This window comes from Methylophilus sp. YYY-1, assembly GCF_029132825.1.
GTDB classification, from domain to species: domain Bacteria; phylum Pseudomonadota; class Gammaproteobacteria; order Burkholderiales; family Methylophilaceae; genus Methylophilus; species Methylophilus glucosoxydans.
In genome coordinates, this window is record NZ_WOVG01000004.1 from 176353 (window position 1) to 199533 (window position 23181).

18 protein-coding genes are annotated in these 23181 nt (G+C 42.1%); 7 read left to right on the plus strand and 11 right to left on the minus strand.

Annotated elements, in window-relative coordinates; translation table 11 throughout:
• The first annotated feature begins 49 nt into the window (after positions 1-49).
• Both GOC95_RS12365 and GOC95_RS12370 read left to right on the plus strand, forming a co-directional pair.
• Positions 50-2452 (plus strand): sensor histidine kinase, encoded by a 2403-nt coding sequence (locus GOC95_RS12365; RefSeq protein ID WP_275357452.1) that lies wholly within the window; start codon positions 50-52, stop codon positions 2450-2452.
• The gene (locus GOC95_RS12370) at positions 2449-4347 is read left to right on the plus strand and encodes a hypothetical protein (protein WP_275357453.1); all 1899 of its coding nucleotides are present in this window, start codon (positions 2449-2451) and stop codon (positions 4345-4347) included. The genes GOC95_RS12365 and GOC95_RS12370 overlap by 4 nt, the downstream gene beginning before the upstream one ends.
• Before the next feature lie 548 nt (positions 4348-4895).
• Here the strand turns inward: GOC95_RS12370 and GOC95_RS12375 are convergent.
• The 4 genes from GOC95_RS12375 to GOC95_RS12390 all read right to left on the minus strand — a co-directional run bounded on the left by GOC95_RS12375 (position 4896) and on the right by GOC95_RS12390 (position 11240).
• Positions 4896-5957, minus strand: coding sequence for a helix-turn-helix domain-containing protein (locus GOC95_RS12375; protein WP_275357455.1), 1062 nt, complete (start codon positions 5955-5957; stop codon positions 4896-4898).
• Positions 5958-6286: 329 nt separating this feature from the next.
• Complete coding sequence (locus tag GOC95_RS12380; RefSeq protein WP_275357457.1) at positions 6287-9382, minus strand: efflux RND transporter permease subunit; 3096 nt, start codon at positions 9380-9382, stop codon at positions 6287-6289.
• Positions 9379-10545, minus strand: a complete 1167-nt coding sequence (locus tag GOC95_RS12385; RefSeq protein ID WP_275357458.1) for an efflux RND transporter periplasmic adaptor subunit — start codon at positions 10543-10545, stop codon at positions 9379-9381. The genes GOC95_RS12380 and GOC95_RS12385 overlap by 4 nt, the downstream gene beginning before the upstream one ends.
• 83 nt (positions 10546-10628) lie before the next feature.
• Positions 10629-11240, minus strand: a complete 612-nt coding sequence (locus tag GOC95_RS12390) for a TetR/AcrR family transcriptional regulator (protein WP_275357460.1) — start codon at positions 11238-11240, stop codon at positions 10629-10631.
• Between the two features lie 93 nt (positions 11241-11333).
• On the opposite strand from GOC95_RS12390, the gene GOC95_RS12395 reads away from it, so the two are divergent.
• The gene (locus tag GOC95_RS12395) at positions 11334-12839 is read left to right on the plus strand and encodes a TolC family protein (RefSeq protein WP_275357461.1); all 1506 of its coding nucleotides are present in this window, start codon (positions 11334-11336) and stop codon (positions 12837-12839) included.
• Positions 12840-12964: 125 nt separating this feature from the next.
• Here the strand turns inward: GOC95_RS12395 and GOC95_RS12400 are convergent, their stop codons facing one another.
• The 3 genes from GOC95_RS12400 to GOC95_RS12410 form a co-directional block, all read right to left on the minus strand.
• On the minus strand, positions 12965-14164 hold the full coding sequence (locus GOC95_RS12400) for an MFS transporter (RefSeq protein ID WP_275357463.1): 1200 nt from the start codon (positions 14162-14164) through the stop codon (positions 12965-12967).
• 31 nt (positions 14165-14195) lie between these two features.
• Positions 14196-15221: an alpha/beta hydrolase gene (locus tag GOC95_RS12405; RefSeq protein WP_275357465.1), complete on the minus strand. Its 1026-nt coding sequence runs from the start codon at positions 15219-15221 to the stop codon at positions 14196-14198.
• Positions 15222-15308: 87 nt separating this feature from the next.
• Positions 15309-15800 (minus strand): cyclophilin-like fold protein, encoded by a 492-nt coding sequence (locus tag GOC95_RS12410; protein WP_275357466.1) that lies wholly within the window; start codon positions 15798-15800, stop codon positions 15309-15311.
• Between the two features lie 264 nt (positions 15801-16064).
• Here GOC95_RS12410 and GOC95_RS12415 point away from each other — a divergent pair, with 264 nt between their 5' ends.
• The gene (locus GOC95_RS12415) at positions 16065-16961 is read left to right on the plus strand and encodes a LysR family transcriptional regulator (protein WP_275357467.1); all 897 of its coding nucleotides are present in this window, start codon (positions 16065-16067) and stop codon (positions 16959-16961) included.
• A gap of 172 nt (positions 16962-17133) precedes the next feature.
• On the opposite strand, the gene GOC95_RS12420 is transcribed toward GOC95_RS12415, so the two are convergent.
• Positions 17134-17442 carry a hypothetical protein gene (locus tag GOC95_RS12420; protein ID WP_275357468.1) on the minus strand — a complete coding sequence of 103 codons (309 nt, stop codon included), beginning with the start codon at positions 17440-17442 and terminating at the stop codon, positions 17134-17136.
• A 204-nt stretch (positions 17443-17646) separates the two neighbouring features.
• Between GOC95_RS12420 and GOC95_RS12425 the strand changes: the two genes are divergently transcribed.
• On the plus strand, positions 17647-18204 hold the full coding sequence (locus GOC95_RS12425) for a TetR/AcrR family transcriptional regulator (protein ID WP_275357621.1): 558 nt from the start codon (positions 17647-17649) through the stop codon (positions 18202-18204).
• A 322-nt stretch (positions 18205-18526) separates the two neighbouring features.
• On the opposite strand, the gene GOC95_RS12430 is transcribed toward GOC95_RS12425, so the two are convergent.
• The 3 genes from GOC95_RS12430 to GOC95_RS12440 all read right to left on the minus strand — a co-directional run bounded on the left by GOC95_RS12430 (position 18527) and on the right by GOC95_RS12440 (position 20928).
• Positions 18527-19165 (minus strand): hypothetical protein, encoded by a 639-nt coding sequence (locus GOC95_RS12430; RefSeq protein WP_275357469.1) that lies wholly within the window; start codon positions 19163-19165, stop codon positions 18527-18529.
• A 501-nt stretch (positions 19166-19666) separates the two neighbouring features.
• Entirely contained in the window at positions 19667-20224 is a 558-nt protein-coding gene (locus GOC95_RS12435; RefSeq protein WP_275357470.1) for a hypothetical protein, read from the minus strand.
• A 47-nt stretch (positions 20225-20271) separates the two neighbouring features.
• On the minus strand, positions 20272-20928 hold the full coding sequence (locus tag GOC95_RS12440) for a helix-turn-helix transcriptional regulator (RefSeq protein WP_275357471.1): 657 nt from the start codon (positions 20926-20928) through the stop codon (positions 20272-20274).
• A gap of 126 nt (positions 20929-21054) precedes the next feature.
• Between GOC95_RS12440 and GOC95_RS12445 the strand changes: the two genes are divergently transcribed.
• Together GOC95_RS12445 and istA are read left to right on the plus strand one after the other, a co-directional pair.
• A complete protein-coding gene (locus GOC95_RS12445; RefSeq protein ID WP_275357472.1) occupies positions 21055-21324 on the plus strand; it encodes a helix-turn-helix domain-containing protein in 270 nt (89 codons plus the stop codon).
• Between the two features lie 311 nt (positions 21325-21635).
• A complete protein-coding gene (istA, locus tag GOC95_RS12450; RefSeq protein ID WP_275357473.1) occupies positions 21636-23168 on the plus strand; it encodes an IS21 family transposase in 1533 nt (510 codons plus the stop codon).
• The last annotated feature ends 13 nt before the right edge of the window (positions 23169-23181 follow it).

Below are 23181 nucleotides of genomic sequence, written 5' to 3' on the forward strand. Positions count from 1 at the left end.
ATATAATTACATTAATAATATAAAAATAAATTAGAAAAGGCGAGGTTCTGTGTTCCAAATCACCGCTCGTTCTGTCCTTGAGCTTGGTTCTGAGTTAATCAGCTCGGATGTCATTGCATTTTATGAACTTATCAAAAATGGATTTGATGCTGGTACTACAAGTGGTGTCGAAGTTCGATTTGATATTGTATTAAATCGACATAATTATCTACATCTCAAAGAACTGTTGGAAGATGAAAGCGGTTGGGAAAATTTATCATTTGATGATTACTCAGAAAAAATCGATCAATTCAAAGAGCATATCGACTCGTTATTAGATAAAACATGTAGATCCTCTACGTTAGATTTAGCATTATCTGCAATTTCTGATATCCAAACTATCAATGATATAAAACAGTGCTTAGAGAACTTGAATAGTTTAAGCACAATTTCAATTTCTGATACTGGGACAGGCATGTCCCTTGCAGACCTTCAATCAAAATTCCTAGTTATTGGCACCCCTTCACGAAAACGTGAAGTTGACTTAGCTATTTCTAAGAATGCAGATAAAACACCTTACTTAGGTGAAAAAGGTATTGGGCGATTGTCTGCAATGCGCTTGGGCGATTCTCTCGAAGTCCAAACTGCTAGACAAGAAGATAACACTTTAAATTTACTCCGTATCGATTGGAACGCATTTGCCGACGTAAATGCAATGCTTGCTGATATAAAAGTTGATCCAGAGGTCGGGGATGCAAAACAATCTCCAGAATGGTCAGGAACAACAATTATTATAGGTAAATTGACTGCCAACTGGAATCTAGATCGTGTTCAAAAGATGGTTGAATATGATTTCAACAAGCTGACTGATCCATTTGTAGACTTACGCAAGAGACCAAAAATTGCAGTTTATTGGGGAGATGGGGAACGTGTGGCCGCTAGTTTCTTACCTCAGAAGTTGCTAGAAAGCGCGCATGCAAGGGTAACTGGAAGATTGCATTATATAGACGGGCTACCGCAATTTGAATGCAATGTTGATGTTATTGATATTGGTAAGTTCGAACATCCAATTGTTCAAGATGTGGCGAATATTAGCTTTGTGGATTTAGTCCCACTACTAGCCGGGAAATCTGAAAATATAACAAAAGATGCAATTAAAACTGTAGGTGAGTTTGAATTTGAAGCTTATTGGTACAACAGACGGCGGTTGACTGAACTAGATGGCATTGGTGACCTTAAAGAAGTAAAAAAACAACAAGAAAAGTGGTCAGGCATTATGGTTTACAGAGATGGCTTTCGAGTTTTCCCTTATGGTGAAGATGAAGACGATTGGCTTTCATTAGATAGAAAGGCATTAAGAAATAGGGGTTATTTACTCAACAAAGATCAATTTGTTGGTAAGGTAAATATATCAAGATTAAAGAATTTACATTTAGTCGATCAAACAAACCGAGAGGGCCTACGAGAAACACCACAGCAACAAGTGTTCTTGGAGCTTATGAAATATGCAATTCAAGAAAGATTGTATGGTTTTATGGGGGTGGTCGAAAAACAATACAAAGGGCAAAGTTTAAAATCAACTGATATTAAGACTGAGTCTCAGGAGTTACAAAAAAGAATCAATCAAGCTGTAACAAAAATTAGAAAAGCATTGCCGGTTGAGTATCGAAATAATATTGATGAACTGGAAGAGATTGTTCAGAATTATCAAGATCTGACTGCAGAAACCCAGCTAAAGATTGAGCAAGTTGAGGGTGAAAATAGACAGATGATTGAAATGGCTGGTATTGGCTTAATGATTGAAGTTGTAGCTCATGAACTTGCTAGGGTTTCTGAAAATGCTCTTGATAATATAAATACAATTAAGAAAAAAGAAGTTCCAGATGATATTCAAAAACTGCTTGAGGGTTTGCGTTCGCAAATGAAGTCGTTGCATAAACGACTGAGAATTTTAGATCCTATGAGCATCACCGCAAGGCAAAGATCTGAGGTCTTCACATTAAAAGAAGTTGTGAAAGAGTCTATCGATGCTCATGAAGCACAATTTTTAAGGCATGGAATCACATGTAAGATCACCAGTGATTCAGAAGACGTAGAGATAAAAGCCGTTAAAGGCATGATTTTACAAATAACTGAAAACCTAATTACGAATTCAATTTATTGGTTAGGAATGAAGAAAAATGAGAATCCATTCTTAACACAGACCATCACATTCAAAATTGAAAGCTCACCTCCAACTATTATCTACGAAGATAATGGTTATGGAATTTCACCAGATAACCGAGAGGCTATCTTCAGGTTATTTTTCTCCCTAAAAGAAAAAGCAAAGCGTAGAGGACTTGGTTTATTTATTGCAAGAGAGTGCGCCGAATATCACAAGGGCGTTCTTTACCTAGATGATCAGGCAAATCCTGAAACAAAAAGACTGCACCGCTTCATATTAGAGCTTCCAGAGAGTGTGGTGGTTGGATGATGGACATCAATCAAATACTAGTTGATGCAGGAATTGAAACAGCATTAATTGTTGATGACTCTTATGATGATGCACCTTTAGCGACAGATTTGACACTGGAGCTAGATGCATGGACACCGTTTTTCCAAGATATAAATGACGAAGATGAAAATTTAATCCGTGATGCATATCCCGATTATGATTCAGTAGATTCGCAAGAGCTGATTTCTAGAGATGATTTTATTAGGGTACTTTGGAGGATAAGAGGTAACATTTCAGCGGACATCATTAATCCTATTTTTGAAACCTATCATCTTGAGCGCCAGGCAGAGCTTTCACGATTAGGTGAACTTGAAGCACTACTTGTCAGCTATGGATTAACAGTATCCAAGTCTGGGCGAGATTTTGTTGAACAAGGTAGTACTGCTCATTTAATTGTGATTGATCTATTCTTAGGTCGTTCTCAAAGTCAAACAGATGCAAATATTTCAATAAATGGACTTAAGACCATAATTAGTAATAGAGCATCAGCACCTCCATTAGTAATGTTGATGTCTAACAACAATCAACTTTTAGTAAAGCAAATTGAATTCAAAACTAAAACAGGATTATTTGAGTTTGCGTTCAGATTTATTAAGAAAGCTGATTTAGTTACAGATTTCCAAATACTTTTAATGAGATTAGCGAGGCATTATAGAACCTCCCTGCTCTTGATTGGATTTGTGAATAATTGGGAGTTTTCATTAAACAACTCGACTAAAGAAGTCACTGCATTAATTAAAAAATTAGATTTAGTAGATATTGCTTATATTAAAAAACTCTTGCTTGATAAGGAAGGGGAGTCTACTGGCGCGTATCTAGTAGATATTTTTGATAAGGCTTTACAATATTCCATCGAGGGTCAGGATCAATTAATCACTGCAGCAAGAGCCCTCAATGATTTTAGCTCAGATAATTATCCTCCACCTTATCTGCCAGTTTCACCAGATTTACATGCATTGGTTTATCAAACTCATTTCCAGAATCTAAAAAGATCAACTATCCATGTTGGTGCTGAACATAAACTCGGTTTGGGCGATTTTTTTAAAGTAGCAAGTGGAGGTCGTCAGCATCCGAGCCTTTTTGAATTAAACGAACGTAATGTACTTGTGGCCTTAAATCCTGCATGTGATTTGGCAAGACCAGGCAAGGGTACTGAGAATATTTTATTTATGGTTGGTGAGCTGCTGCCATTTACTCAAGATGATTGGATGACTTGGAGTGATGCGGAGATACGTACTACTGTAATTGAAATAGAGAATACTAAATACTGGATTAGATGGTCTCAAAAAAATATTAGAACTATTTCTTGGTCTATTTTTAATAGGTTAATCGCAAAAACCAAAATTAAATTTATAGCACGGGCTAGAGAATCTCATGCCCTCGAGCTGCAGCAAAAACTGCTATCCAACTTAGGCAGGGTCGGCCTGCTAGCACCATTACCAGCAACTTTTCCAACAAAAATTAAAATATATCTACCTGACCTTGATGGAAAACTCTTTCACCTGAGCGTACCTGAACTCGCTGACGCGGGAGGGACTTGTTATATAGATAAAGGTAAAAAGGAAAGCTCAAATATACACCTTGTAATTTGTGAAACTTCGTGCGAAGCAATTCTTAGAGCTTTAACCATATTAGATATAAACACTATTCACGCTAATTCTAGAGCTGCTGTCAGTTATTTACTAACTACCCCAGAGTTGAGAATGATTGGGAATGGTATCAAGTTAAATGTAAATAAAAAGAACAATCAAAAAATTCAATCTAATATTGACCCGACCAAAAGCATCGGAGTGATTGTACGAACTGTGGATGAATCAACAAAACTTTCAAGAAATGAATTATTTTATGCGGGTATTGTGATACATGTCCCTTAATGATCCAAAGCTTAAAGATATTTCTGCACTAGGTTTTTATATAGAGCATGAACTAGAGAAATTGAAACCATTCGTAAACATTGATATTAAATTAAGATAGGGAGGCTTTCAAATGACAATACTCCCGTACCAAATCGAAAAATGCGAGACTACAGGTCTATACGTTGGCTATTCAAGCCAAAACATTCAGGGCTTGCATAGCCAAGCTGCAACTGAGCAGGAGCTCCAGTTTAATATGGCTCAGGTTGCAACGCTTCTTGGGTTAGAAGATGCGCAACTGATACCTGAAACCCAAAATTTATAAGGTTCGAGTCGAGTACCATGAAAGAATACCCATCATATTCAAAACTAAAAACCATCCTCAGTAAGGACCCGATCTCACGACCTCAAGACTGGGATGGATTTTTTGAGGCGGTTGCTCATCTGCATAGCACTCATGACTTCCTAACCCGGAACGAAAGAGAGCTCCCCACACAAGATAAAGATCCCTTTGATGGACTTGTTAACCAAAAACCATAACTCGTATTCCTAACCACTCGATTGCCCAATCAAGTCTGAGGTAGTAACAAAGCGCCATTCATTAGCAAGCGCTCCGATTGAAGTGGACCGGAAAGCTTATCCAGTGCTTCCCGCGCTTGTTCGTATTTATATACCACCTGCCTAGCCCCATCTACCATTGGTCCACTAATGGGCAATAGACCTAAATCCGAAAGGTTATTAATTAGCTTTCTTGGGGAGCATCCATACTCTTCAGCTAACTTAGTCGCAAAAATATAGTGCTCATTGAAATTGTCTATTTCGGTTCGGCGAACTCTAGTGCCGCGTTTCATCTGATATGGCATCACCTCAGCTTTCAACAACCCCAGTCTAACTAGCTCATAGGCCACTTGTTCTTTGGTGCCTAATACTCTTGCGGCCTGGGCAATGGTTAACCACTCTCCCAGACCATTTTGCGTTTTAATCTTCCAGTTTTTAAGCTCAGTCTCCCTGAAATTCCACGCAGCAATACCAGCTACTGAATCAAGCAAATTAACCGGCTTAATTTCCTCACTTTTAACCGAGGCAATAAACGCTGCAATATCTCGGTTAGTCCATGTCCAGTATCGCAAAATGTGTCCGAATGAAATGCAATCTTCATCCGGGATCGCAACCATCTCTAAATGCACTGATAACTCAAGTAATTGGTTAATCTCCATGCGACTGATTGACCATGGAGCGTTATTTGAAGGTCCCATCTTTTTTACATTCACAAAAATCAGATTCAACACCTGACGCATCCGCCGCTTTTGCAAGCCTAACAACCGGCCAGCTGTGGTCATATCAATTAAGCCAAATAGTTGCTGTTTAACATCTGACAAATTGTCTCGACGTACCATCACAAACTTTCGGCCCTTTTCACTGATATGGGTCTCCCCCTCAACGATTCCTTCCCGAATTAGCATGTCCAACCGCTGATGTGAAATACCTAAATAATCACATGCAACAATCGCTGGTATCCAAGACGCATTTTCCATTAAGGTGCTGGTCAGTCGCTTATTTCGTTTGGCTATTCCACCCCTCCAGGCTCCGTTAATCCATAACTGCGTATTCCAATCAAAAGCGCCACTCATTACAGATGAAACCGGACCCACAATTACTGCGCAAACCTGCCACCCATTTCAGCACAAGCCCTGCCAGTGATTACACAAAAAAACGCCATTGTGTTCACTATTATGAAATTAGCATAAATTCCAATGCAAGTGGAGCAGTTATTCTAGTACTGCTGAGCAGTAAACTTTCTTGAACATCTGAATCTGAAGCCTTTTATCATCATCTATCACCCCAATTGTAGATCGCAATTTAACTGTAGAGAGCTTTATATATTTCAACATTGGTAAAAATAAAGTTTAATTTCCAAAATTTGAGAATTAATAATGAATTGAATCGAGTGAAGTCCAAGTCAAGCGGTCCTGACAGGAACAGTTGCGATTTTCACGTTTCTATTTTCTGGATGTCTAATTTTGAACCAGATAGCATACATCGCTGGAAGGAATACAAGTGTCAATATGGTGCCAGCAAAAGTGCCACCAATCAGGGTATATGCCAACGTTCCCCAAAACACTGAATGAGTGAGTGGAATAAACGCCAGAATCGCTGCCAAAGCAGTAAGAATCACTGGTCTGGCACGTTGTACCGTTGCTTCCACGACTGCGTCAAATGGGCTTAATCCTTCCTTTAGGTTATGCTCAATCTGCCCAATGAGAATCAGCGTATTGCGCATTAATATACCCGACAGTGAGATCAAGCCGACCAGTGCATTGATACCAAATGGTTGCTGGAACAGCAGCAGTGTTGGAACCACCCCGATCAATCCCAACGGACTGGTTGCGAATACCATGACCATGGATGAAATTGAACGCACCTGTAGAATGATAATCAGTAAGGTAAGCGCAATCATAATCGGGAATAAAGGCAACAACGCTTTGGTTGCCTTGCCCGATTCTTCGGTAGCACCAGCTTCATCAATCCTGTAACTAGGTGGAAGTTTGGTGATGATGGGCTGTAATTCTTTCAAGATAGCAGCTGAAACTTCTGGGGGCTGCAAGTTTTCAGCAATATCTCCACGTACAGTAATCGTCGGGGTGCGATCCCGTCTACGGAGAGTCGGTTCTTCAAATTGTATGTCGACAGACCCAATTTGGGATAACGGGATTCGTTGCCCAGTTGAACCAATGAGTGTAAAGCCGGATATCTTTTCAGGATCCAAGCGCATGTTGTCTGCTGCACGACCAACCACTTGTACTGAGCGTATATCCTCACGAACTACGGTGACTGGTACGCCACTCAGCAGAAACTGAAGTTGCTGTGCAACGCTATTAGAAGAGAGTCCAACAGCCTGTAGCCTGTCTTGATTGAGCATAAAGTGTATGGCTGGAACCCGTTCGCCCCAATCGGCATTTACAGTTCGCGTCATCGGACTGGCATCCATCACATGACGTACATCAGCTGCAATTTCGCGCAATTTTTCGGGGTCTTGTCCGGCAATACGAAAAGCGACAGGATATGGAGAATAGGGGCCAAATACTAGCTGTGTCACTCTAACGCGCGCTTCGGGAGCCAATCCATCCGCGATGGCCTGACGTAATCTTAGTTTCAGAACATCCCTTTCCTCTTGGTTATCTGTTCGTACTACAAGCTTTGCAAAAGACGGATCTGGCAGTTCAGGCGACATGGCGAGGTAGAAGCGTGGAGCACCTTGTCCGATATACGCCGTGACGATTTTCGCCTCCTTCTGTTTTGACAGCCAGGCTTCAACTTTGGCCGTGGCAGAGCTAGTCTGCGCAATCGATGTGCCATCAGGCATTTGAACCTCGACCAACACCTCAGGACGGTCAGAAGTTGGGAAAAACTGTTTTTTCACAATAGCCATGCCAAGAATGGATACGACAAAAGCACCTATGACAATGGCAGTCACAATCCACTTGTGTTGGATGACTCGCCCCAGCAGTGAGCGAAAGCGGTTGTAATTAAGTGTACTGTAAATCGCTTCATGCCCACCCTCTGCTTTCTTTAGTTCGGGAAGCATCTTCACGCCTAAATAAGGGGTAAATACCACCGCGACTATCCAGGATGCTATTAGCGCAGTACCGACCACCCAGAACATATTGCTGGTGTATTCGCCAGCTGTTGACTGAGCGAAACCATTTGGCATAAAACCAATGGCAGTGACTAGCGTTCCGGACAGCATAGGCGCTGCAGTATGACTCCAGGCATAGGCTGACGCAGCAATCCTGCTGTAACCTTCTTCCATTTTTACGACCATGGTCTCAATGGCAATAATCGCGTCATCAACCAGCAGACCAAGTGCCAGGATCAGTGACCCCAATGTGATACGGTCGAAATTTTTACCAGTGGCCGCCATCACCACAAATACGAGCGCTAGTGTCAAAGGCACGGCAGCCGCTACCACAAGACCTACACGCCAGCCCATGCTTAAGAAACTCACCAGCATGACGACCAGAAGTGCGACGAAGAACTTGACCATGAACTCATCGACAGATGTTTCGATGTTGACAGCCTGGTCAGTGACCTTGGTCAAGCTCATGCCCAGCGGCAAATCAGCGCTCATTGAAGCGACTTCTATATCCAACGCTTTTCCAAGATCAAGGCCATTCCAGCCATCACGCATGACAACACCTAGCAATAATGTCGGTTCACCATTATTGCGTATGAAGAATGTAGAAGGGTCTTCATAACCGCGTTCTACCGTTGCTACGTCGGATAGTTTTAATATCCGGCCTTTTGCAGATATAGGTGTATCGCGAATTTTCTGCAGTTGGTCAAAAGCACCTTCAATGCGGATAAATACTTTTGTACCCTTTGTATCAATCGAACCCGCCGGGGTTAAGGCATTCTGATTATTCAGTGCGGAAAAAATTTCTTGCGGTGATATTCCCAAAGTCGCCAAGCGGTCATGGGAAAACGCGACGTAAATACGCTCGGGTTGTTCACCGATAATATTGACTTTTTTCACACCTGCTACATGCAACAGACGCTGGCGCATGTTTTCTGCATCGCGCGCTAATAACCGTTGTGGTTCTCCTTTTGCTTTTAGTGCAAAGAGAGCAAAGGTGACGTCGGCATATTCATCATTGACCATAGGGCCGATGACGCCAGCTGGTAAATTTTTTGACTCATCACTTATTTTTTTTCGTGCTTGGTAAAACTCTTCTTTCACTTCGGAGGGTGGCGTGCTGTCAAGCAGTGTTACGGTTGTAAATGCCAGGCCAGGTCGGGTAAAGGTTTCGGTACGATCGTAATAACGCAGTTCTTGCATGCGTTTTTCTATCTTCTCTGCGACCTGATCCTGCATTTCCTGTGCTGTTGCACCAGGCCAGGCGGTAATGACGGTCATTATCTTGATCGTAAATGGAGGATCTTCAGCCCTGCCCATCTTAAAAAAAGCGATGGTGCCAGCAATAGTGATCAGGATAATCAGGAAAAAGGTGATGGAGCGCTCACGAACAGCAAGCGCTGAGAGATTAAAGCCGCTCATTTTGTCTCTCCACGGTTTAAATCTGCGGATTTCGAATCTTTAGAATCCAAAACTGCGGGATTTAAATCGGAATTGCCAGCATCATTAGTCGCCACTCTGACTTTTTCGCCTTCGTGCAAGAGATGAGCACCAAGCCCGATAATTTGATCATTTACATTCAGATTGCCATCTATACGCGCGGTGTCTTCAGTGATGCTTAGGATTTTGACGGGGCGCCAAGTGACATGGCTTGGGCTGCCCTCAAGCACCCAAACTCCCGAGCCTTTTCCAGCATCAAAAATCGCGCCAATAGGCACTGCTAAGCTAGTTTGTGTAGAAGAATCCCTTTCCTTGATCTGGATAGTGATGGTCGCACCGAGTGGTGCATTGGCTAATGTTTCATCTAGTACATATCGCGCTTCAAACGTACGGGATACACCATCAGCTGATTCTGAAAGCTCTCTCAGCTTGGCTGGAATGGTCTGGTTGTCCTTGCCATAGAGTTTTGCCTGCGCAATCGAACCTAGCGCTGGGCGCAACGTTTCCGGTAGATTAACGATCGCTTCTCGCTTGCCAGAGTGTGCTATGCGCACCACAGTCTGACCAGCGTTAACCACTTGTCCCGGTTCTACCAGTGTATCAACTATCACGCCGTCAGCGCCCGCGAGCAAAACTGCATAACTGGATGCATTCTTTGCTACATCTGCTTGAGCTTCGAATGCTTTGAGCTGGGCATGGGCAGAGTCTGCCGCTGCTTTAATTTGATTATATGTAGAAGCAGAGATTGCGCCTTCTTCCACCAGGCCACGATGTCTGATTTCATCGTCTGCTGTTTGATCGGCACGGGCCTTTGCCACTAATACGGCTTCACGCTGTGCATTTGCTGTCAATTGCAAATCGATAGGATCAATACGCATGAGTGGTTGACCACGCTTAACGATCTGGCCAGCATCTACATAGCGCTCAAGCACTTTTCCTGCAACACGAAATCCCAAGTCGCTTTGAACCCTGGCGGCCACTATTCCTGTGAACGAGCGCGACGAATCAGACGCCCGTTGAACGGCTACTGTTTTTACCAGCGGCGTTTGGGTGCGGGGGTCAATTGGCATTTTCTCACTGCATGCAACAAATGCCAGCGGGAATAAGCTAATCACAATCGCTAAACTAAGTTTATGACTAAACATGGAGGTCACCTTTTAAATAGTAACCTGCATTTTGTATACAGTGACCAATTAAGTCAATAGTCACTGTAATATTTTTAGTTTTTTTACGGAGCTAAACTTCTCAGTATCAGACTCGAAAGAATCATGGGAGCCTGTTCTGCAACGTTAAGATTGTATTGAAGTAGCAATGGGTTGGTATATGGTTGCATTACCAAATAGATGGCATTGACCGTTTCATCTATTGGCGTTTTGCGCTCAAACTCCCCCGTATCGCGACCTTCGAGAATAATCTGCAAGATTATTTTTTTGATTTCAATTTGATAGCTAACCGTCGATTGCCATTCTTCACTTGCAGCAGATGCAGCAATATCATAAAGCTTGCGATCTTCGAAAAAAAGTTCTGCACTTGCAGCTACCGCGGCTTTAAACATACGCCTGAAGCGTTCTGAAGCGGTGGGTGAGTCCACCATTCCTTCACGGATCGCATTCAGTATCGCACCTAAGCAATTGGTGCAGATTACCTCTCCAATAGCTTGTTTCGTAGCAAAAAATTTATAAATGTAGGCTTTAGAAAAGCCAATTTCTTTGGCCAGGTCGGAAACAGTCGTTTTCTCGTAGCCATAGCGGCTGAAATATTCAGCAGCAGCCTCTACTATTTGATCACGAACATTGTGTTCAGATGGACCTCTTGTGACGGATTGCGGTTTTTTAGTCATGTTGATAGCATACCCTGACTTAAGATGATTGACAAATAGTGACCGTATTGTAATATAGTCACTTATTATGTTCAAATAAGTTTGAGGGTCGCCATGTTAATTTCTCGTCCTATTGCTGTATTGCTAAGTGCTGGTTTGATCACAAGCTGCGCAGTTGGCCCAGAGTATAAGAAGCCGGATATAGCTCTCTCGAATCAATATATTGGCCAAACTCAACTTGAAAAGCGTAAAGCACCATCTAATGGTGAGCTTGCAAATGCTGATCTTGCAACTTGGTGGGATGGGTTCAGTGATCCACTATTAAGTAGGTACGTGCGATTAGCGTTAGAACAAAATCTGGATATAGCGCAAGCTACCGCACGAATCTCACAAGCCAAGTCTGGGCTTGGTGCTGCGCATGCTGCATTATTGCCATCCGCTAATGTAAGTGCGCAAGCGATAAGAAATCACCAGTCGCTTGAAACACCTTTAGGACAGTTACTTAACTCGACTCCTGGTTATGACAGGAATAAAAATCTTTATGATGCCAACCTGAACGCAGGCTGGGAGCTGGATATATTTGGTGGATTGCGTCGCGAGCAAGATGCAGCGTTGGCAGAATACCAAGCGGCCAAAGCCGGTGCGATCGCAACCCTGTTGGCTGTGGCGGCACAAACGTCAGACATTTACATCACCATTCGTGGTTTACAGTCACGGCTTAATATTTCGAAAAAACAGCTTGAGACACAACAGCAACTACTTTCAAAAGTAAATATACTCTATTCCAGAGGCTTAGCGCCCCGACTTCAAGTGCAACAAATAGAAGGCGCCTTAGCTCAGGTTAAGGCTGTTATCCCAGTGCTGGAAACTGCGCTCGATGCGTCCATGAATGCCCTTGATGTGATGCTGGGAGTTGCGCCTGGTACTTACAGAGCTGAACTGGAAAAAATCGGTCCAATACCTGTTGCACCGCAAATATCCTCAATCGGCTCCCCAGCAGATTTACTGCGCCGCAGACCAGACCTGATTGTGGCTGAAAGACGACTAGCGGCAGCTAATGCAAAAATTGGTGTAGCAATTTCCGAATATTATCCAAAGCTTGCGCTGAGTGCGTTGATTGGTAGTGCGACCGCTATATCGGGAGGAAATCTATTTAGCAGCGCAGCTAATCAGGCTGCTGGCGTTGTGGGCTTGCGTTGGCGCTTGTTTGATTTTTCACGCATTAATGCGCAAATTGATCAGGCAAAAGGCCAGGAAGCAGAAGCTTTGGCGGCCTATCGACAATCAGCACTGCGTGCGACAGAAGATGTAGAAAATGCTATCTCTGCTTTGGTTAAACGTGAAGAGCAAATAGAAACCTTGTTAGAAGGTGAGCAATCGCTTAGCCAAGCGCGGAAATCTTCATTCGTGGCATATCAAAAAGGCGTTGTCAGCTTGATTGAAGTGTTGCACGCAGATGAAAATTTATTGAGAACCTCTGATGCAAAAGTACAAGCGCAAACAGAATCTGCCCGTTCAGCGGTTGCGGCCTTTAAAGCACTGGGCGGTGGCTGGGAAGAGAGCAACGTGACTTCGCACTCTTCAAACACTTTGAACATAGCTAATATTGCTAAAGATTAAATAAATATTTCTAGCAGGATTGAAATTATGTGGCGACAACCCTTAAGTCATTTTCAAAAAATATAAACCTTGATTGAAGAGTAGTAAATAAGTAGCAAAAGCAAATTGATGGGGAGAGCATGTTGCTAATACTTGATTGCTGAATGTCTAAGCTCGATGCGTGATGTCCAGTATGCAAGTACCGCTGCAGTGATTAATAACGATGCGCTCATCCAAAAAGTGGCACGATATCCACTCAGATCGAACAAGATGCCACCAAACGTTGCACCAGTGGTAATCGCGAGTTGGATGATAGCCACAAATAATCCACCACCTGCTTCTGCATCATTGGGTAGTGTTTTAGCAAGCCATGTCCACCAAGCCACGGGTGCCGCTGTTCCTACCAATCCCCAAACTCCTAGTAACAGTGCTGTTATTAATACTGAATAACCAAAGATAGTTAGCGCTATTGCGATGATTGCCATCAGTAATGGAATGATCATCAGGGTTTTATACAATGAATCTTTCAAGAAAGCACCAATCAAAAGCGTGCCGACGAAGCCTGCAACCCCCATAGCAAGAAGCATTAACGAAAGTGTAGTGACCCCCACGTGCGTCACGCTTTCTAAGAAAGGGCGCAAGTAGGTGAACAGAGCGAACTGGCCCATGAAAAAGATGCTCACCGCTACCATGCCTATCGCTACCTGAGGCCTCATCATTAATTTAAAGATGTTTCCTGTGGCTGCTTTATTCATAGGCTTCATGCCAGGTAAGCTAATCAACAACCAGCAGAATGTAATGACTGCAACTGGAACCACACAGAAAAAAGCACCTCGCCAACCAATGATACCGCCCAAATAGCTTCCTAAAGGCGCGGCAATGACAGTAGCCAAGGCATTCCCACCATTAACGATTGCAAGCGCCTTAGGGATTTTGTCTTCCGAAACGAGTCGCATGGCCGTTGCGGCCGACATAGACCAGAAGCCTCCAATAGCAATCCCAATCAGCGCCCGCCCCACCATAAACACACCATAATTATGCGCAATCGCTACGATAGTTCCTGAAATGATGACTAACAACGTAAGTAGTAAAAGCAGGATTTTGCGATCCAATTTTCCTGCTAGCGATGAGATTAAGAGGCTCGTCACCAAAGCGAATGCGCCTGAAATCGCAATCGCTTGACCAGCCTGACCTTCGGTACTGTGAAGGTCACTTGCTATCGGGGTTAATAGGCTAACCGGCATGAACTCCGATGCCACTAGGGCAAAAGCCCCAAGTGACATCGCAAACACACCGCTCCAGCCTTGTCCATTTTCAGGGGTGGTATTTAAAGCCGTAGTTGTCATAGAGATTTTAATTCATTCCTAAATAAAGCAATTACTTAAGGTTAGCTTTGAAGAATGCTGTCAATTTATCAAAGGGAATCAGGTTAACTCGGTCGTACAAATCCACGTGACCTGCACCGGGAACAATGACGAGCTCTTTTGGTTGCCCTGCAAGGCGGTAAGCTTCTTCACTGAATTCTTTAGAATGCGCCTCTGAACCTGTAATAAATAACATAGGGCGAGGTGAAATCGTCTCAATGTCATTGAAAGGATAAAAGTTCATGAATTTGGTGTTGCTGGAAAGTGTGGGATGGGTTGTATGCTCAGGTGAAGAGCCCGCTGGCGTAAACTCTCCACGTGGCGTACGGTAAAAGTCATAAAATTCACGCTGAATAGGGTGCGTATTTGCGTCAATCTTATGGTCTGTCCCGCCCGTGTATTTGATTGCACCGCCCGTAAACTCCACATAACGTTGCTGAGCGGCTTCCGCAATGATTTGTTTGCGTTGTTCAAGAGTTTGCGAATGGTTGAGTGCATTACGGTTGGCTGCGCCCATATCGTACATGCTGACAGTCGCGATGGCTTTCATGCGAGGATCAATCTTTGCTGCACTAATGACGAAGCTACCACTACCGCATATACCAAGTACCCCTATGCGTTCCCTGTCAATAAATGCACTGGTACCTAAGTAATCAACAGCGGCACTAAATGCCTCTGAGTAAACATCCGGTAGCACAGCATTGCGTGGTTGACCCTCGCTCTCGCCCCAAAATGTGTTATCAATAGCTAAGGTGACAAAGCCCTGTTCTGCAAGCTTCTGGGCATAGAGGTTTGAGCTTTGTTCTTTTACTGCTCCCATCGGATGACCAACAATAATGGCTGGGCTTTTGGTTTTTTGATCCAGACCCTTAGGCATGAAAAGATTGCCAACGATCTTCATGTTGTACTGATTCTTGAACGTGACTTTCTGCACAGTGACTTTATCGCTTTTGTAGAAATTGGCTGCACCGTTTGACATGTCGGCAGCAAACGCAGTGCTAGCAGGCAACATGCCTATGCTTGTGCTAATAATAGTCATGGTTGTTAATATCCTTATCCATATATCGGGCTTAAAAAAATTCATCGTGTCTCTACTCCTAAACGGTTGTGTGCTGAGATAAATTGATTACTTAACTTCTGTAATCCTTACAGTAATTTTTTGTGATTTAGAAAATGCTGCGGGAATAGACGCTAACTTGCCTAAATAAATCAGGCCATTGGCAAGCCCAGCATCAGAGTCTTTGTAAAAAATAGCGAGGTTGCCCCAAGGTGCATAATAGGTAATATCCCCGGCTTTGCCCGCATAGGCTTTAGCCGAATTCTCGGTAGAGAGTTTGTGCGGTGGATAGGCTATTTTTTCGGTGCCAGCATAATCTTTTAGCTTCAACGTCAGGGGCAATTGCTTCATCAAATCGAGCGTGGCTGGCGAGCTATCTAAAGTCGCTGTAACAGGATTTTGTCCTTCAATATCTAAACGAATCTGCATGGTTGTATCACTCCTAAAAGATGGCTGTACCGATGTTTTGGGTGTTACTTCACTGTAGGCACTGGAACAAAAAAACAGTATGGGCAGTACACGGCTGCCTAAATATTTAAAAGTCCTGTAGAGATTACTCATGCTGATGACTCCTTTTTATTCATGAACAATAAATACAAATGTCACGGTAATATTCATTAATTTTTTGTAATAATCTTGTCGGCGTATAAATGCATTACAGCCTGACGGAATGCATAAAATTATAAAAATGTATTCTAATGATTTGTTTAGCGAATGATTAGTCACTAAAATCATCATAGACTTATTAGTTAAATTCATTAATAAGTGGATGATCAAGGGATTGCGGTAATATACTTGGGTGTTTTGAACAAGAAGGGACCAGCGATGATTGCTAAAGAAAACTATAACAATTTATATGCTTTTCTAATGGTCGTCAGAGAGGGTAGTTTTACCAAAGCCGCAGGCAAGCTTGGTGTGTCACAGTCCGCGCTTAGTCATACCATACGCGGTCTGGAAGAACGACTGGGGGTGTTATTGCTAACCCGCACCACACGAAGTGTTTCACCCACTCTGGCGGGAGAGAAATTGCGTGAGACCATAGGTGCCAGTTTTGATCACATCGATAATGAGCTTTCTTTGCTGACAAAGTTGAGAGATACGCCAGCAGGTTTGGTAAGGATTAATGCCAGCAATCATGCTATTCGCGAAATTTTACTCCCCAAATTGGCACCATTGGCACAACACTTCCCCGGCATAGGCATTGAGTTAACGGCCAACAATGGTTTTGTTGATATTGTGGCTGAGCGCTTTGATGCTGGGGTACGATTAGGTAATAAGGTGGCTGATGGTATGGTTGCCGTGCGGATTAGTGAACCAATGAAAATGGTGGTGGTGGCAACACCTACGTATTTTAATCAATATCGTATGCCGCAAAGCCCACAAGAGTTATCACAACATAACTGCATTACTTATAGGCTATCAACGCAAGGTGGTATCTATGCTTGGGAAATGGAAAAAGATGGGCTGGAAGTTAAAATTAAGGTTGATGGACAATGGGTGTTTAATGAAACCTATCATATTTTGGATGCCGTTCATGCCAATTTGGGCATTGCCTATATTCCTGAGGATGTGGTTGCAACAGACATAGCACAGGGCCATTTAATTCAAGTGCTTAAGGATTACAGCATAGAATACCCAGGCTTTCACCTGTATTATCCGCATCGTAGGCAGCAAACTCCCGCATTAAAATTGGTTATCGAGTCATTAAGAGTGAGCGGATAGCTAGACCATAGCACAGTTTTTTTCTTTAAACATCCAGATTTCTGAATACTATAGAAGTGCTTATATTGCGTGTCGAATGACCGAGCCTGTAATTCTTGATACACTTTTTCGATAATAAAATTAATAAAGTCCATTGCTCAGGCAATGGACTTTATTAATTGGCTAATTATGTTTAGTACTTTCTAGCATGTTCGAATTGCTCTGTATATCGCTTTAAGGAGTTATCAACACTTTTTTCAGCAGTATTATTTTCCTTCGTTACGATTTTAAATTTCCCAAGAATGTTATCCATAAAACGGTCCTTGGATACATCTACATTCCGTACCTCATCATTCTTTGATACGGTTTGTGCTTTCCAGTTACCCAGTAAGGTTTTATTGATAAATTCAGACTCAGACTTCAAGCTGTCTGCGTGGGCTAAAGCAGCGTTTGCAATTGCAAAGCCGGTGATAGTTGCGATCAATACTTTTGAATAAAACATTTTGTTTCCTTCCACGTTGCAAAAAAGTTAGATTCACATTAATAATGTAACCTGGATTACATTATTGGTTGAAGACTTGCTTTTGTCAACAAAATTATGTAATCTGAGTTATATAATTATTTTTTTACTACAATTGGGGAAATATTTATGGCACCTGCAGGAAGGCCGCGATCATTCGACAAGTCTTTAGCACTGAGAAGCGCTATGTATGTTTTTTGGGCTAAGGGTTACGAGGGAACTACAATGTCTGATCTTGTTGAGGCGATTGGAGTCAAGGGCCCAAGTGTTTATGCGGCATTTGGGAATAAAGACTCAATCTTCGTTGAAGCTGTGAAAGCTTATTCTGAGATGATACTTAACGGACCGCTCAGTTCCCTGACTGAAGAGCCTGATATTTATATTTCAATCAAAAAACTTTTAGAGTCCAATTTGAGTTTTTTTATGAATTCAGCCAATCCTCGGGGATGTCTAATCATGACTTCTGCAATTAATGCAACTCCCGAACATTCCGAGCTAGTAGATTTGGTTCGCTCTTATAGAGAAGAATATAAAGAACTGTTGATCAAGCGGTTCCAACTTGCAATAGATCAAAAGCAAATTAGAGAAGAGTTCAATTCAGTTGACTTGGCTGAGTATTACTTAATGGTTATTCATGGGATGGCTTTAAGAGCGAAAGATGGATCGAACTTTAAACAACTCTCCAAGGCTGCAGAAATGTCTTTGTTAGGGCTGAGAGAGTGTCTCAAAGTGCCCCACAGTTAGGTGAATGATCGTAACGATTCACTTCGAATTTGCACTTCAACCTAAAGATTGGGCCTGAAAAGTGGTCAATAAATCAAGAAAAATTAAGGTTTGGGTTGAATCTCAAGTTAGTTTGCTAAGAGCCTACTAAATCTCAATTTATGTTAAAAATGGCTTGGAATTAGGCTTTGCAAGATTTTTTAAGTTGTTGATTTATATTGGTGCTGGACCTCAAGTTAAATTGCAAACGACACCATACCGCTAGCAAGATTGAGGTTAAGAAAAGCGAAGCATCGAACACAAAGTTAATTAAAGTGGGTCCAAGCCACTATCAAATAAATGGCTACTTTTCGATTCTTATTACACTTTCTTCAATCCAATGGTCCCTAGTGTAAGCGTAACGAGGAAATTCAAGCTCCAGAGCGGTTTCGTGTTTGAGCAATGCTCTAACGAGATTAGCTAACATAGTCAACTCTTGTTCATTTTTTACTTCAATTGGGGCACATAACTCGACAAAGCGACTATGAGGTGTCCATTCAATTTTGATAGAAGGCCTAATCTTATAATTAGCCTCCGCAAGCGTTTCCTCGTATGCACGGTTATAAGCTTGTTTCCAGTCACTGGAAATCAAAGGGCCAGTTAATGTATGGCTGATGATTTTCTTTCTGGACTTACCAATTTTGGCGTAATTGGGTTCACAGTGACTCAAAAAGTCATCAACACCTATATCTAGATGCTCAATCTTTTTGTGAGCGTCAACCTCAACCTGATCCTTGAACGCCAATCTAGGGTGTACCCATGAAACCTGTACTAAATAATCGTTTATTATAAAACCAACATCATCCCACCATGAAAGTTTGGATGTATTCACTTCATCGTATAGGTGCCGAACAATCAGGCCATTAGTGAATCTTTCGCCGCGATTATTTTTATGGAAGTCTTTGGCGGATTTTTTTAGTTTTGCTTGATACAGATTTTTCATAATAGATCATTCCAGGCCATAATATTTACCCATACATTTTCATATCAATACTTTTTACCTTTAATCTCACTAAGTCTAGTGTGTTTGCTGCTTTACCTTTAAAAGCAACTGTTTTCGATTGCCAGTTTACACAAATCATTTGACCTCACCGGCTCAATTATAATGCGACCGCCTCCCTCTTCAATATCGCGTGAGTCATCCAGTTTTGAGTTAAGAGACTCTAAGATACTACTGGGGGTCTGATCGAGGCACTATTGCCCTTTTTAGAGAGTCGAGTATCCAAATCCTCTTTAATTAAGCAATGGAGATACACTCGCCATTTCAAAAGCTTCAACGTTGTATAAAACCATTATGTAAATGTTGCTGAGTGGTCAATTCTGGCATGGGGCGGGCAGGTTATAAATGCAGAGTATTCGTATGGTGGCAAATGAACGCAGCCTCATGATGCGGCGAGATCCACATCTATTGATATTACTGCGCTTGTTTGGTCTCATTTTAAATTTAGTCATTTCTTATGATTGGACGCATTCTTTTTAATAATTTGTATGGGTAAATAAACACTATGTGAAATACCCATACGGTTATGCACCAAGTAGCGGCAATAGCAAGTTGTGCAAAAAATTGCTTGCTTAGTGACGCTGAAGAAGACAGCACCACAATACTGCCTGCCAGAGAGTAGAGACTTATCATTACGATATGTAACAATGCATACCAATATAATATCTTGTCATGGTTAAACACTACAGAATTTGTTTTATGGTCAATGCGGATAGCTCCTACCAATAACAAAACTTTTGTTTGAAATCTAGTTAAGCCATATTCCCACTTAAGATCAATAATCTGCTCACACCAGTGTTTTTCCAGATTTTTGCCAAAGCGACTTTTAAAAAAATCACTGTTGTTGATCGACAACTTATCCAGTTCTGATTCATTTATCATGAGTAAAAAACCTTTTAAATCCGCATAATGCGTCACTGAATGATCATTAAAATCTCGGCCAGCTATACGTTGATGCTCTCCAAGATTCTTTTGCTGGCTAAGGTTTTCGTTATCAATCATGATGTAGCTCCATTAAAAATACTGCATCGCATAGGAATAGATAAAAATTACTTCCCCTCATGAAAGTCTCGTCCCGCGATGCGCTGCGAAGTGCCAATATTGATTTGAGTAAACCCGGCTTGCTTACTCACCAAACTTGCGAGTTTGCTGACGGGTTGATTGACTTCAAAGTAACTGATTGCGGCTTCCAGCGTATTACGCCTTTGAAAGTCAGGGTTGTCTGTCCATAAATGTCCGTTATAAATGCCAATAGCGATACGCCAGTCACTATCATCGGGCCGAATCCGATGCAGATATGCATCCATTTGCGGATTACTACACTTTAAATCCAGCAGCCCTTCGCGTATTAAGGTGAGAAGCGCTTGCGCTGTGGCATCATTCTCAATGATAGCAAGCCGCGCAACTAATACCTGTAAACTGATGGCTTGCATTAACTCAACATCCACTTTGCAGGCATTATGGATAGTGCCTTTTCCGGTCAATAGCCAGTCAACTGAGACGCTAAATACTCGATTCAATTGGTATAAGAACTCCGCTCCTGGTTTTTTAAGTCCGCGTAGCACATCCCCTACAAATGTCGCGGAAGTGTCCAAACGACGTGCAAATTCTGACTGATTCAACTTTGTATGTTGAATGACCAACGAAAAACGCGCTGCAAATGCATCTGAATCAATGCCATTTTCTGGTAATGAGACTTGCTTCATTAATTATCCAAAGTGTATAGTTTAATAAAATTTAAATTTAATTTTAAATTTAACTGATATATTGCTCTTTAGCTTAACCCATTGTCAATAGATAAAGATTGACAATGACATTAGAAAGCAAGGTTAATGGAAGCCATCGACATCATTTATCGATTACAACGCATAGGAAAATCTCAGGCACAGATAGCCCGCGAATTAGGCATTTCTACGGGGGTTGTGAACAACGTCATCCATGGTCGAGTAACGGCTCATCCAGTAGCTACCCACATTGCAACACTTCTTGACTTGCAAATAGAAGCCCTTTGGCCGAATCAATATACCTTTAAGCCCCGTGGCCCATCAAAAAAACGGCGCAGTTCATCAAGCGATGACATATCCGAAGGAGAATGTGAATGATTTAACTTCGATGAATGCTTTTCGCTTATTGAGCTGAATCAAAAGCGAATAGACAGAAACAAAAAAGCTCAGGACGGCGACCCTGAGCTTTCTATGCATTCTTGAAACCTAACTAAGTCTCAATTGTGCGTTTCTAATGTGCCCCTGTCAAGGCGGCATGTCTATTTTTATCCGATTTTTATGATGCTGATCGCTGAGCGAGGATGTGTCACGCCTTTTAACTAGATGCATAGTCGAAACCAAGCATTGAAATAACAGGATTTGACGGATTGATGATTTAGGTAATCAATATGGCCAATAGGAGAGTTAATATGAAGAAAATACGGCATGTATTAAGGCTGCATTATGAACATAAATATAGTCAGCGAAAGATTTCAGAGTATGTGGGCATTTCCCGAGACTCTGTCTGTGATTACATCACAAGAGCAGTATTAGCTAATATCACATGGCCGTTACCAGAAAATATGGATGATGCCTCCCTCGAGCAACAGTTATTTCCCCATATTGACAAAAAGATACTCAAATTCCCCGAACCCGATTGCACAGTCATTCATCAGGAAATGAAACAAAAAGGTGCAACGCTAAAAGTACTACACGATGAGTATTTAGCCGCTAATAACGGGATAGGGATGGGCTATAGCTCATATTGTGACCGCTACCGCATTTTCAAAGAGGCGTTATCACCAGTTATGCGTCAAATCCATATTGCCGGTGAAAAGGTGTTTGTCGATTATGCAGGCCCAACAATGAATATCGTTGATCCACAAACAGGATATATCCAAACGGCACAAATTTTTGTGGGGGTAATGGGCGCATCTAACTATACATACGCAGAGGCTCATTGGTCGCAGCAACTGCCCAATTGGATCGCCGCGCATACCAGAATGTTTGAGTTTTTTGGGGCAGTACCCACGATGGTGATATGCGACAACCTAAAATCAGGCGTTAAAGTCGCCAGTCGCACTGATCCAGTGCTGAATAGTGTTTACCAGAATTTGGGTGATCATTATGGTGTCATTGTTTTTCCAACACGTGCTAGAGAGCCTAAAGATAAAGCCAAAGTTGAAAATGGCGTACTGATAGTCGAGCGATGGATTATGTTTCGTTTACGCAAGCGCATCTTTACAAGCTTAAAAGCCCTCAATAATGCTATTTCAGAGTTGCTCGTTGATCTGAATGAACGCCCATTCAAGAAAATCCCAGGTTCAAGACAAGCTTGCTTTGAGTCCATTGATTTGCCTGCCATGCAACCCTTGCCTTCAGTGCCTTTTGTTTACGCAGAGTTTCGGAAGGTACGCATTGGCTTGGATTATCACTTTTCATACGAAGGGCATTTCTACAGCGTACCTCATGCATTTGTTCGTAAGGAGGTTGAGCTAAGAATTACCGCTAATACTATTGAGGTGTTGCATGGTGGTAGAAGAATTGCCAGTCATTCTCGTGACCCCAATAGAATCACTTCAACAAATCCCGAACACATGACTGCATCTCATAGGGAAATTGGGCACTGGCAGGCTGATGACTTGTTACTCTGGGCTGAGCAAGCTGGAGAGTATATATACAACTTTACCAAGCAATTAATTGCTTCCACCCAGATACAAATTCAAGGTTATCGAGCAAGCCTGAGTCTTAAGAAGCTTGCAAAAGAGTTTGGCGAGGATAGATTGAACCTAGCATGCCAAAGATTATTAGCAATAGCATCTAATCAAATAAATACCTCATCAACTACAAGGTTGCGATCTATTTTATCCAATCGCCTTGATCAACAACCGCTATCGAACAATGAGTTAATAGAAGCAAAATTTGATCACAGCAATATTCGGGGCTCTGATTATTACCATTAACAAATACAGCTCA

Excerpts from the sequence above, each read along its gene's own strand:
- GOC95_RS12370 (WP_275357453.1), top strand. The coding sequence starts at position 2,449 with ATGATGGACATCAATCAAATACTAGTTGATGCAGGAATTGAAACAGCA.
- GOC95_RS12375 (WP_275357455.1), bottom strand. The coding sequence starts at position 5,957 with ATGAGTGGCGCTTTTGATTGGAATACGCAGTTATGGATTAACGGAGCC.
- GOC95_RS12380 (WP_275357457.1), bottom strand. The coding sequence starts at position 9,382 with ATGAGCGGCTTTAATCTCTCAGCGCTTGCTGTTCGTGAGCGCTCCATC.
- GOC95_RS12385 (WP_275357458.1), bottom strand. The coding sequence starts at position 10,545 with ATGTTTAGTCATAAACTTAGTTTAGCGATTGTGATTAGCTTATTCCCG.
- GOC95_RS12390 (WP_275357460.1), bottom strand. The coding sequence starts at position 11,240 with ATGACTAAAAAACCGCAATCCGTCACAAGAGGTCCATCTGAACACAAT.
- GOC95_RS12395 (WP_275357461.1), top strand. The coding sequence starts at position 11,334 with ATGTTAATTTCTCGTCCTATTGCTGTATTGCTAAGTGCTGGTTTGATC.
- GOC95_RS12400 (WP_275357463.1), bottom strand. The coding sequence starts at position 14,164 with ATGACAACTACGGCTTTAAATACCACCCCTGAAAATGGACAAGGCTGG.
- GOC95_RS12405 (WP_275357465.1), bottom strand. The coding sequence starts at position 15,221 with ATGACTATTATTAGCACAAGCATAGGCATGTTGCCTGCTAGCACTGCG.
- GOC95_RS12410 (WP_275357466.1), bottom strand. The coding sequence starts at position 15,800 with ATGAGTAATCTCTACAGGACTTTTAAATATTTAGGCAGCCGTGTACTG.
- GOC95_RS12415 (WP_275357467.1), top strand. The coding sequence starts at position 16,065 with ATGATTGCTAAAGAAAACTATAACAATTTATATGCTTTTCTAATGGTC.
- GOC95_RS12420 (WP_275357468.1), bottom strand. The coding sequence starts at position 17,442 with ATGTTTTATTCAAAAGTATTGATCGCAACTATCACCGGCTTTGCAATT.
- GOC95_RS12425 (WP_275357621.1), top strand. The coding sequence starts at position 17,647 with ATGTATGTTTTTTGGGCTAAGGGTTACGAGGGAACTACAATGTCTGAT.
- GOC95_RS12430 (WP_275357469.1), bottom strand. The coding sequence starts at position 19,165 with ATGAAAAATCTGTATCAAGCAAAACTAAAAAAATCCGCCAAAGACTTC.
- GOC95_RS12435 (WP_275357470.1), bottom strand. The coding sequence starts at position 20,224 with ATGATTGATAACGAAAACCTTAGCCAGCAAAAGAATCTTGGAGAGCAT.
- GOC95_RS12440 (WP_275357471.1), bottom strand. The coding sequence starts at position 20,928 with ATGAAGCAAGTCTCATTACCAGAAAATGGCATTGATTCAGATGCATTT.
- GOC95_RS12445 (WP_275357472.1), top strand. The coding sequence starts at position 21,055 with ATGGAAGCCATCGACATCATTTATCGATTACAACGCATAGGAAAATCT.
- istA (WP_275357473.1), top strand. The coding sequence starts at position 21,636 with ATGAAGAAAATACGGCATGTATTAAGGCTGCATTATGAACATAAATAT.